This is a genomic window from Thauera butanivorans NBRC 103042 (assembly GCF_001591165.1).
GTDB classification, from domain to species: domain Bacteria; phylum Pseudomonadota; class Gammaproteobacteria; order Burkholderiales; family Rhodocyclaceae; genus Thauera; species Thauera butanivorans.
The window spans coordinates 1-11,168 of sequence record NZ_BCUG01000039.1 but is presented as its reverse complement, the minus strand read 5'-3'; the positions used below and the strand labels follow the sequence as shown (position 1 = coordinate 11,168).

10 protein-coding genes are annotated in these 11,168 nt (G+C 65.2%); 8 read left to right on the top strand and 2 right to left on the bottom strand.

All coding sequences use genetic code 11. From position 1 onward, the window contains the following. The first annotated feature begins 28 nt into the window (after window positions 1-28). Genes traW through TBU01S_RS15575 form a run of 8 tightly spaced genes read left to right on the top strand, consistent with a single transcriptional unit; the run spans window position 29 to window position 9,951 of the window. A complete protein-coding gene (traW, locus tag TBU01S_RS15610) occupies window positions 29-652 on the top strand; it encodes a type-F conjugative transfer system protein TraW (RefSeq protein ID WP_068637779.1) in 624 nt (207 codons plus the stop codon). Further along, window positions 652-1,662: a TraU family protein gene (locus tag TBU01S_RS15605; RefSeq protein WP_068637777.1), complete on the top strand. Its 1,011-nt coding sequence runs from the start codon at window positions 652-654 to the stop codon at window positions 1,660-1,662. The genes traW and TBU01S_RS15605 overlap by 1 nt, the downstream gene beginning before the upstream one ends. A gap of 6 nt (window positions 1,663-1,668) precedes the next feature. Continuing rightward, window positions 1,669-2,346 (top strand): type-F conjugative transfer system pilin assembly protein TrbC, encoded by a 678-nt coding sequence (gene trbC, locus TBU01S_RS15600; protein ID WP_083953648.1) that lies wholly within the window; start codon window positions 1,669-1,671, stop codon window positions 2,344-2,346. After that, window positions 2,343-4,349 carry a conjugal transfer protein TraN gene (traN, locus tag TBU01S_RS15595; RefSeq protein ID WP_068637774.1) on the top strand — a complete coding sequence of 669 codons (2,007 nt, stop codon included), beginning with the start codon at window positions 2,343-2,345 and terminating at the stop codon, window positions 4,347-4,349. Before trbC ends, traN begins: the two co-directional genes overlap by 4 nt. Beyond that, window positions 4,346-4,753: a hypothetical protein gene (locus tag TBU01S_RS15590; RefSeq protein WP_068637772.1), complete on the top strand. Its 408-nt coding sequence runs from the start codon at window positions 4,346-4,348 to the stop codon at window positions 4,751-4,753. The genes traN and TBU01S_RS15590 overlap by 4 nt, the downstream gene beginning before the upstream one ends. Then, window positions 4,750-5,604: a conjugal transfer protein TraF gene (locus tag TBU01S_RS15585; RefSeq protein WP_068637770.1), complete on the top strand. Its 855-nt coding sequence runs from the start codon at window positions 4,750-4,752 to the stop codon at window positions 5,602-5,604. The genes TBU01S_RS15590 and TBU01S_RS15585 overlap by 4 nt, the downstream gene beginning before the upstream one ends. Next, complete coding sequence (locus TBU01S_RS15580) at window positions 5,601-7,037, top strand: conjugal transfer protein TraH (RefSeq protein WP_068637768.1); 1,437 nt, start codon at window positions 5,601-5,603, stop codon at window positions 7,035-7,037. The genes TBU01S_RS15585 and TBU01S_RS15580 overlap by 4 nt, the downstream gene beginning before the upstream one ends. Before the next feature lie 7 nt (window positions 7,038-7,044). Continuing rightward, the gene (locus TBU01S_RS15575) at window positions 7,045-9,951 is read left to right on the top strand and encodes a conjugal transfer protein TraG N-terminal domain-containing protein (RefSeq protein WP_068637766.1); all 2,907 of its coding nucleotides are present in this window, start codon (window positions 7,045-7,047) and stop codon (window positions 9,949-9,951) included. A 29-nt stretch (window positions 9,952-9,980) separates the two neighbouring features. Here TBU01S_RS15575 and TBU01S_RS15570 read toward each other — a convergent pair whose 3' ends face one another. After that, window positions 9,981-10,463 (bottom strand): hypothetical protein, encoded by a 483-nt coding sequence (locus TBU01S_RS15570; RefSeq protein WP_068637764.1) that lies wholly within the window; start codon window positions 10,461-10,463, stop codon window positions 9,981-9,983. Between the two features lie 202 nt (window positions 10,464-10,665). Next, window positions 10,666-11,168 (bottom strand): hypothetical protein (locus TBU01S_RS23965; RefSeq protein WP_157659163.1); only part of this gene is annotated, 503 nt, incomplete at its 5' end.

The window sequence follows — 11,168 nt, the reverse complement described above, 5'->3', positions numbered from 1 at the left end:
GGAGCGCAGCCACATGATTAGGATCAGGATGCTGCTTGCCAGCCTCGGCACGGCGATCATGGCACAAGCGATGGCCATCGATCTGGGCACGCACGGGCCTGTGTATCCCATCGAAGAGCCGGATCTCCTCGAGGCCCTGGCTGCGCAGGTGCAGCAGAAGATCGACAGCGGCGAGTGGGCGCGGATCCAGCGTGAGGCACAGACCCGCGTGATCCAGAATGCTCAGGCGCCGAAACCTGTCGCAGGCCTGGGCGTCTCGCGCCAGGCCCGGCACTGGACGTTCGATCCGTCGATCGTGCTCTCAGAAGCGATCACCGATCGCGAGGGGCGCATCCTGTTTCCGGCCGGCACGCGGGTGAATCCGCTCGACGTCGTCGACCTGGCCGAACCGCTGCTTTTCTTCGACGCCCGTGACGACGCACAGGTCGCGCTGGCCGCTGCCGTGATCGAGCAGCGTGCCGGCGCGGTCACGCCGGTCCTGGTTGGTGGTGCGTGGGCGCCGCTGGCTGAATCCTGGCAGCGGCGGGTCTACTTCGACCAGTCGGGCATCCTGAGCCAGCGCTTCGGCCTGTCGAGCGTGCCGGCGCTGGTCACGCAGGACGGCGCGCTGCTGCGCATCGATGAGCTGCCGGTGACGGGGGAGGGCAACTGATGCAGCGGCGCTGGATCCTCTCGCTGGCTGTCCTGGTCGCGACGTGGCTGGCCACGCCGGCGCAGGCATCTTCCTGCCCTTCGTATTTCACCAATCCGGCAACCGACATCTGCTGGCGGTGCGTGCTGCCGATCTCGATCGGCTCGGTCGAGCTCGGCAACATCGGCGGACAGCGAGATCTGCCGAACCCGGGCAGTCCCGTGTGCGTGTGCGACGGCACACCGCCCAAGGTCGGCGTCTCGATGGGCTTCTGGGAGCCGGTGTATCTCACGGAAGTGGTGCGCACACCGTACTGCTTCCCGGCGCTGGGCGGCTTGAAGCTGCCCGACTCGATTCCGGCCTCGCGGCACGGCCGCCGCACCCGCAGCGGTGGCAAGGCGCCCGACGCCTTCTACCAGGTCCATCAGTACATCTACCCGGTGTTTTTCCTCCTGGGTGTTCTGGCCGATCACCCCTGCCTGGAGCACGAATCATGGGACATCGGCTACATGACGGAGGTCGATCCGACCTGGGACAACGCCGCGCTGTCGGCAATCGTCACGCCCGAGTCGCTGCTCTTCGCCAATCCCGTCGCACAGGCTGCCTGCGCGGCCGACTGCGTGTCGGCCAGCGCAGGATTTCCGCGCCGCGAGTTGTGGTGGTGCGCGGGTTGCCAGGGCTCGATGTACCCCAACAACGGGTGGACGACGCATCACACGGGCCTGGTGGACACCTCTTTGCTGCTCACCCAGCGCCTGATGCTCAAGCTGCACCGTCAGCTGATCGCGTGGCGCTACCACGGCGCCTCGGCGCTGTGCGGCCCGCAGTTCCAGCCCCTGATCGACAAGCGCGCCTACCGGCCGCAGATGATCGCGCCGCGCCCCGTCACCGGCGCGTTTCCTGGCGGCTGCTGCCCGCCCATGGGCGCGAGCTCGGCCGGCTGGCGCGCCGGCCGAGAGTTTCCGATCCGTGGCGAAGACGCGGTGTATCTGCTGTTCCGCAAGCGCAACTGCTGCCTGAGCCCGTACTGAGCAACCATGCGTCCCATTGCCATTTCCTTCCTGGTCGGCCTGAGTCTCGCGAGCGCTGCAGCGTGGTCTCAGCCAAACGATAGCGTTGACGAGCGCACGCGCCTCGAGCAACGCATCCAGCGCGCCCTCGAGGCGGCCGAGCGGGCGAGTTCCGGATCCAGCGCGATGCGCGGTCCTCGGCTCGAACACCTGCCAGCACCGGCACAGGGCCCCGCTGCGGTCGACCTCGAGGCGCTTGCCGAGCGCTATCAGGAAACCGGGCGCCCGATGGTGAGCGAGGCGCCGGCCTTGCTGGCCCTCGTGAGCCTGTCGATGCCACGCGCCTCGCTCGAGCGCCTGATCATCGATGCCGAGCGTACCGGCGCGACACTCGTGATGCGCGGGCTGCGCAACGACAGCATCCGCGAAACGATGGAGGCTGCCGCCAGACTCATCGGCGAGCGTCGCGTTGCCTGGACGATCGATCCGGAGGTTTTCACGCGATTCGGCGTCCAGGCGGTGCCGAGCTACGTGCTGCTGCCCGCCGGCGTGTCGCCGCGCGAATGTGGATCCGGGCAGTGCTTCAGCGAGGACAGTTTCGTGAGGATCTCGGGTGACGTGCCGATCGACTATGCGCTCGAGCGCATCGAGCACGGCGCGCCGGCGTTCGCGCAGGCAGCTCGGCACTTCAGGGGCAACCGATGATGCTGCGGTCGATCCTTCTCGCATTCGCGCTCACCGCAGGCCTGCCGGTCGTCGCACAGGCCGATCCTGCGGCCGAGGCCCGCGAAGCTGGGCAAGCCGCCCGGGATGCGATCGCGGGGACGACGCCGGCGGCCCGCGACCTGGTCGAGTCGATGACGCCAGGGTACACGGAGACGCCCCCCGAAGCTGCCCTGGAGGAAGGAAACCTGTCCGCCGCCGGCAATGCACGGCTCGCACAGTGCGGTGCGGCGCCCGGCACCCCGGGCTGCGAAGCCCTGGCGAATGCACATGCCGACGCCACTGCTCGCGCTGACAGCACACCCGGCATGCGGTCCGATCCCGCTGTGGTCGAGGCGATCGCCGCTTCGCGGGAGGTGACGCTGGACGGCCTCGAGGCCGTGTATTCCGATTGTGTGGGGGAAACGACCGAGACCGGCATCGTCACCCGGGACATCCAGTTTTGCCACCGGTACTACCGGCGAGACCTCGAGAACAGCTGCACCAAGACCCGTGACGTGCGTGTGACCTGGCAGTGTCCGGCCGGCAGCATGGGCCCCTACCTGGACCACTGGGGCGACCGGTTCGAGCGGGGCACCAACTACTGCTACCGCATCGCGCGCCATGTTGCGACTTGCGGCGAGAACCAGACGATCAGCCCCGACCAGACGCAGTGCTTCGACAATGAAACGGGCGAAACCAGCCCGGCGGCGATGGTTCCGGAGCATCTGTACTTCGCTGCCACGCCCCACGTCCTCGAGGCCTGGGTCAACGCCTGCGCCGACTATGAGAGCCGCGCCCCGCCCGGCACCTTGTTGCCGGACGGCGAGGAAACGCCGGACGAGCTGCCGTTCATGGCGACCGGCCGCGTCGACAAATGCGTTCGCAGCACTTCCGTATGCACCGATCCGTATCCGGCCACGCGGCTCATCAACGGGTACCCGATCACCCGCGAGTGCTGGGCCTACACCAATACCTTCGACTGCGTCAGCTCGACCGGCGTGTCCGACTGCGACCAGCCTCGCTTCGGCAGCTGCAGCCCTGCGGCTGCAGCGACGTGTATCGATCAGGATGAAAAGGATGGATTCTGCACGGCCGAGCGCCTGGAGTTCGACTGCACCCACCGGGACACGCGGCGCACCGAGACGCGGCTGAACTGCGGGGCGCAGACCTTCTCGGATCGCGACGGAAACGTTTGGGATGCCTCGTCCCCGCCAGATCCGGATCTCCTCACCGTGGTGACCTACATGGAAGCCGGGCGCCAGGCCGGACGCTACATTGATCAAGGCTCGCTGACGGTTTTCAACGGCGTGAACAACAGCTGCAAGAAGAAGCTCTTCGGCCTGATCAACTGCTGCAGCCGCAGTGGCATCGATCCGCAGATGTTCAACAACCTGTCGGCGATCATGGGGGTGGCGGGGACGGTCGGCAACGCCCTGGCCTCGACTTACATGTTCGACGCGCTCTTCGTCTCCGACGCGCCGAACTGGGTCATCAGCGGATTCTCGTCGCTCTTCGGTTCCGGTACCTCCAGCACGCTCGCCGGCCTGCTGACCGGCAATCTGACCGTCTCGCAGTTCGCCACTTCGCTGATTCCCGGTCCGTGGACGATCGCGATGATGGCGATCCAGATGTCCGGCCTCCTGTCCTGCTCGGAGAACGAACAGGTCCTCGCGATGAAGCGCGACTCGGACCTGTGCGTCGACAACGGCAGCCGCTGCTCCAAGCGCCTGAAGGTCGTGCGTACCTGCATCGAGCGGACCTACTCTTACTGCTGCTTCAACAGCCGCCTGGCCAAGATCATCAATCGGCAGGGGCGCGCCCAACTCGGTATCCATGGTGGCGGCTGCGGCGGCTTCACCGTCGCCCAGCTCCAGGCGCTCGATCTGAGCCGCATGGACCTGTCCGAATTCATGGATGAAATCCGCGCCGCTGCGCTCGAAATGCCCGCCATTGCACCGGGCCGGATCGGAGCGTGCGCCCTTGCAGGAGGAGCTTGCGAATGAGACCCCACGTCCTGGCCCTGGCGCTACCGCTTGTCCTGGCCACGCCGTTCGCGGCGCACGCACAGATGCGCACCGTGGAAAACCTGCAGCCGCTGCTCATCGAGGCGGTCCGCCTCGGCGACGCCGAGGGCATCCTGGGCGGCCGGGCAAAGGAATTCATGGCGCAGACCTTTGGTGCGCACGCACCGATCGTCATCAAGGTGCGCCGCGTCCGGCCGATCCAGCCCGCAGGCTGCGCCCGCGTGGAAGTGACGACGACGCAGGAGCAGGTTGCCGAACCGAAGACCCACACGCCTGCGCCGGGTGAGCCGACCCACAACCCGCCCACCGATCAGCGCCTGGTCTATGAGATCGACTTCTGCGAGAACGGACGTGTCCCGGCAGAGGGAGGAGGGCGCCTGTGACATCGCGTACCTGGTCGCTGGCCACCGTGCTCTGCGTGGCGCTCTTCGGCGCCGCCGGCGCGGCGCAGGCGAATGGCACTTACTTCCAGGACCGCGAGCGCGGATGGTTCTGGTACGAACCGCCGCCGGCGGAGGAAACGCTGGATCCCCCCGAGACACCCCAGCCTTCCGCCTCGGCCGAAGCCGATCCGAACTCGGACGAAGCCATGATCGCGCGCCTCGAGGCCTTCCAGAAGCGCGTGCAGGCGTCACGTGCCCGCGCCTTCTTCGACCCGTCGGACGAGAACGTGCGGGCCATGGCTTCACTGCAGACGAGCTTCGTGCGCCGTTCCAGCGACGTCGCCGACGTGTGGCAGCGCACGATCTGGTCCAGCCCGGAGTTCGACTTCACGCTCGAGCGTCCGGTCAACCCGATCGGCCTGGCGGCCTACGAGGGCCAGGCGCGGCAAAAGCGTGCCGATACCTTCGAGCGCCTGGCCAGCACCCACGTCTTCTACTTCTTCTTCCGGGGCGACTGCCCGTATTGCCACGCCTTCGGGCCGACGCTGCGCGCCTTCGCGACGGCCTCGGGCATCCAGGTCTTCCCGGTGAGCCTCGATGGCGCCGGGCTGCCGGACTTTCCGGCGCCGGCGCGCGACAACGGCATGGCCGCGGCCGTCGGCGTCGACACGGTCCCAGCGCTGTTCCTGGCCGAGCCCGGCGCCGGCACGATCATGCCCGTCGGCTACGGTGTGCTCAACGAGGCCGATCTCGCCCAGCGCATCGTCGCCATCGCCGATGAACAGAAGCCTGCGGCGGTTCGCGCAGCCACGCCGGTACGGCACATCTCACTTCAGGACCGTCGTCCATGAACAACCGCAACACGATCTCCCGCCTCGCCGCGGCTGTCAGCCTGGCCATCGCGGTCAATGGCGCCCATGCCCAGGCACTCAACAGCGCCGCGCAGCGCATGTTCGACGACCTGGGCGCCGTCGGCAACGTCACCGCACCGCAGGCCTTCCACGGCCAGACGCTCAGCACCTACACAGGCGGGAGCGTCTTCATCCGCACGCCGACCAAGACCTACAACCTGGCCAGCGTCGCACTACCGAGCCTGCGGGCCGGCTGCGGCGGCATCGATCTCTTCGGCGGCAGCTTCAGCCACATCTCGAGCGACGAGATGAAGAACATGCTGAAAAACATCACCTCGGCGCTGCCGTCGGTGATCTTCCAGATGATGATCAAGAGCGTCGAGCCGCTCTTCGGCAGCACGATCGAATACTTCAAGGAGATCGAATCGGTCATCAACCGCTCGAACATCAGTTCGTGCGAAGCCGCGACCTCGCTCGCCGGCACCGTGATGGGCAAGGCCGGCTTCGACAGCACGAAGGCCTGCGAGCGTGCCGCTGGCGCCCTGGGGGCGCTCGGCCTCGATGCCGAAGCCGCGCGTGACCGCTGCCGCAGCGCCGGCGACGTGAACGCCACGCTGGCCTCGGCCGGCGCCGACCCCACCCTGAAGGACACGCTGCCCTTCACCGGCAACCTGGTGTGGGCCGCGCTCAAGAAGCTGCAGCATCTGGATCAGGGTGAGAAGGAACTCATCATGTCGATCACCGGCACGACGATCTACAGCCGCGCGGTCGACGGCTCACCCGAACCGCGTCCGGTGCCGCCGACGATCCGCAGCCTGTCCGACGTGCTCTACGGCAACGTCGAGACCGGGGGCGCGGTGCCGGCCGGGCGGGTGCGGGTCAAGCTGCTGCGCTGCGGCGGCTCCGACTGCGACACGGTGTCTTCGACGGAGGAAGTGATGGATTCGCTCACCGAGCGGGTGCGCACCATCATGCACTCCCTCTCGGAAAAGATCGCCAGCCGCTCCGGAACAATCGGTACGGCGGAGATCAATTTCGTGAACAGGGTGCCGGCGCCGGTCTATCGGCTGCTGTCCAGCTCGAATGCGATCAACAATCCGGCCATCGCCAGCTCGAAGATCGAGCAGTACGCACAGTACGTCGCGGTCGAGTTCGCCTACTCGATGCTGGCCCGTGCCGCGCGCATGGGCATGGACACGGCGCAGTTCACCGCACCGCTCACCGAGCATCAGATTGCCCAGTTGAACGCGCATCGAGCCAATGCGGTGGCGATGCTGAGCACGGCCGAGGCCGATCGCTCCGTTGCCGAGCAGCGCCAGCAGTCGATGGTTCAGATCAGCGATGACATCGACCGGCTCGATCGCGCGCTGCGCGCCAGCATGCCGCAGCAAGTGGCCGACCTGCTGGGCTACGCCACCGGCGGAACGTTCTGAGGCAGCCATGAATTACGAGATCTTCTCATACGGCAACGTAGACGCCCTGGCCGGGCTCTTCAACGCCCTGGCCGCAGCCATGAATTCGGGCACCTTCATGAGCGCGATCGCGCTGGTGGTCGTCGTGGGCTTCTTTGCAGCCTTCCTGGCCTTCGCGCTGGCGCCAGAACGCATGGCCGGGCCGAAGTGGCTGGTTTCCGTGGTGCTGATCTACCTGGTGCTCTTCGTGCCCAAGGCTACGGTGCACGTCGTCGACAAGACCGGCTACGGCCCGCCCGGCCTGATCGACAATGTGCCACTCGGATTGGCCGCGCAGGCCGGCGTCGTGTCCTCGATCGGCAGCACGCTCACCGATCTGTTCGAGACGGCGCTCACCGTCCTGCCCGGGCCGGCCGGTCTGCCGGCGGAGATGACCTTCACCAACAACGGCCTGATGTTCGGCGCGCGAATGGTCGAGCGTTCGCGCAAGATGGTGTTCGACGATCCGCGCACGCGGGCGGACGTGGCCAACTACTTCCGGAACTGCACCTTTTACGACATCAGCCAGGGTTTTATCCCGGCCAGCGTCTTCAGCAGCTCGACCGACATCTGGTCGCTGGCCGCGGACACGAACCCAGCACGCTTCACGGGTGTCACCAACCTGGCGACCAACATCGTCGAGCCGCTTAACTGCCCCAGTGCCTACGCGGCACTCAACCTGCGGATCGGGTCGGCTGTCAATTCGATGTTGCGCCGCCTCGGGCTGGAAATGAATCCCGCGCTCCAACTGACAGGGGGTGCAGGTCTCCCCGATGCGGCAGCCCTGATCCGGGTGACGGATCAACTGCCGGTGGCCTACGCTCGCGCCATGATCGGCTCGGCCGCCGACAGTGCCGCTTCGCTCGTGCTGCAGAACGCGATGATCAACGCGGTGGGCGATGCGTCGAAGCTGGCGAGCCAGGCGCAGAACGACCCGACGGCGATGCTGATGCACCTGGCGCGCGCGCAGGCTGCGACGCAGCTCAACTCGCAGTCGATCGCCAGCGCGTCGATGATGAGCGAGGCGTTGCCGCTGATCCGCAATGGCATCGAGGCCATGCTGTACGGCCTGTTCCCGTTCGTGCTGCTGCTGGCGCTGGTCTTCGGCGGGGTACAGGCCGTGCAGATGCTCAAGTCCTACGCCCTGGCGCTGGCCTGGATCGCGCTGTGGCCACCGATCTACGCCATCGTGAACTATCTCGGCACGCTGGCCTGGATCAAGAAGGCCGCAGCCGCGGCCTACCTTCCGGCCAGCGGCGCCACCGGCATGACGCTCGCCACCGCCAATCCGATCGTCGACGCGACCATCTCCTCGATGAGCACCATGGGCAACATGGTGCTGGCCGTGCCGATGATCGCCGGCGCCGTCGTCTTCGGGCTCAACAAGATCACCGGCATGGCCATGACCATGTCGCAGGCTGTCACTTCGGCCACCGGGCCGATCGCCAACCAGACGGCGATCGGCAACGTCAGCGCCGGCAACGTGCAGTTCCAGCACCAGGCCCTGGGGCCGAACCGCTCGAGCGCATTCATGGAGTCCTTCAGCGACGTGCGCGGCACCGCGACGCAGGACGTGCGCGACGGCGAGTTCCGCTACACGCAGAACATCGGCAGAAGCGCGGTCAGCCTGGGCAGTTCGACGGAAATCGCCTCCCGGGCCTCGGAGGCCTCGGGCAGGTCGCACGCCGCTGGACTGGAGCAGAGCAGGGCGGCGGAGCGTTCGACTGCCGGCGCGTTCTCGAACATGCTCGAATATGCCGACTCGCGAGGCACTGGCACAACCGGCAACGCCGGCTATACGCACAGCAACGGCGTGGGACTGGATCATTCGATCAGCAAGGCGATGGAGGTGCGCGACGCATTTGCGCGGAGCCTCGGTATTGCCGACAGTTCGACGGCGAGCAGGGCGTTGTCTGTAGCTTTGGCGGCGTCGACGCCGGGGGGAGCGCTGACGGGGGTCAGGGCCGAATTGGCGGCCCGTGGGGAATCCCGGACGGATGAACAGATATCTGCCGCGATCAATGATGCCCAAACCGCCGCTCGCTCGAAAGGCATCGGCAGCCTCGACAAGCTCACCGAGAACTACGTCAACTCCGAGGACTTCCGGCATCTCAGCAAGACCGATCAGGGGATGGCGGAGCGCATCTCGGCCGAGGTGCGCAGCGCCCAGGCCTACCGCCAGGGTGCCAGCGCCTCCTTCCGCGAGGCCGACGAGTACAGGCAGACGGCTGAACTCGTGCAGAGCGCGGCGTTCAGCGGCAAGATCGACTGGACGCCGGAAGCGCACAAGTGGATGAAGGAATACCGCCCCGATCTGTTGGGGGCATCCGGACAGGCGCAATGGGAAGGATTGGTGAAGGGCGGATTCTTCCACGAGGTGGGCATCGGCATGACCCAGGATGGGCGCCCTGCGCTGTCGCTTTACGACGGCTTCGGGCCGGGCAACATCACCCGGCACCCGGTCGGCTTCGAATCCGATGCGAATGCCGACGCGGGCGCATTGCGTGCCAAAGCCGCGTCGGCGGACGTGGGCGGCAGTCACGGCAGCGCAGCCGCCTTCGGATTGGGTTCGCAGAGCACGGTGCGTGCGGCGGCGGATGAAGGCATCGGCGGCCCGGCGCCGACCGATGACGCCAAGCTCCGGGCAGGCTACGAGACCAGCCGGCAGCAGGCCATCGACGATTACAACGCCAAGGTCGCGGCCGGCAAGAAGCAATGGACGGAGGAGGAGTTCGAACTAAGAGATCGGATCGATGAGCGCTCGTTCGCGCACAGCCTGACGGGGGCGACGTTCAATCCCCTCAGCGAGAATCCGGCAGTACAAGCTGCCGAGCGCGCCAAGGAAGAGGCATCGAAGAATGCCGGCACGGATGGCGGCAGGATCCGGAAGCAGTAACCGTGAGTAGGAATTACGCGAACGGCGCGTCAGTTCTTGAACGAATCATGCCAGATGTTGATTGGGTTCTCCCTGTACGCCGGATTTGTACGCAAATCGTCGTCGTCGAATTGGCTGAATTGGCCCGGTGGGGTGTTCCAGTCATTCCAAGACTCGAATGGATCGTGATGCACGTTGCCGGGCATATCTGCATATACCGGATTAATTTGACGATTGTGGAAATAATCATCCCAATCATGCAAATGAATGGGATCGTCGTTATCACCATGGTAGTTGTCGCGCGACCGATACTTTTCCACCAGACCTTCCATCAGCCCAGGCGGCAGAAACGCACCGAACAGGCAGCCCATTGCGGCCACTGCCGTGAAGGCTCCCACGCTGCCCAGCAGGGAACTGCCGGTAAACACGACGCCCACGAGCGCCACCGTCGCCACGACCGCAAACGCGCCACCGCCGGCGCACAGCAGCAGCGTGCTCCGGTCGCGGGTCTTCGCTTCCAAGGTTGTGATCATGTTGATGTTCCTCTTGTGTGCGGCGTGCTGCCGGGAGGAGGCAGGCACGCCCCAATCGTAGCCCCGTCTCGGATCGGGTTCAAGTCGTCGTCATGCGGCGGATACGCCCAACAGAGGGCTTGCGCCTGCTCGCGCAAGCAGGGAACTTCGTCAACTGAGGTTATGAATGATGGGAATCACTTTTGATAAAATTTTCCCATTGTTACTCATAGCTTCGTCTCGGGTCAGATTGCAACCGTTCTGGCAGTGTCGAATAGAAAAAGAGCGCCCCTGTCTGGTTCATTGAATAAGCAAGCAGCCATCTATTTGGAGTCATTTCAAACTTCAACGTAAATTCGGTGAAGAGTTTTTTCCAGAATAGCTCATAGTCTTCTTTTATATCGCAGATGACTATTATTTCAGGGGTAAACTTCTTTTCAGACAAAAATTCATACATCGCGGTCGCAAGGTTTGTCAATCCAATCTTCTTTGCGTAATCGACAAATGGCTTGGCTGGGGTAAAACGACATGTTTGCCAAACTGTCTCAAACGCATATGGCCTCTCGGCAGTCGGCATATGTATGGTTATCCGTGCGTTAACAGTAGCGTCCGATGAGGAGTGGGCCTCGCGCGCCCATCTTCCGAAATCGGGCTGTATCGATAAATTTCCATTTTGGTCAATCGAATAGCCATTGAATTCTTTTCTACCCCATTCTTCAGCTATGG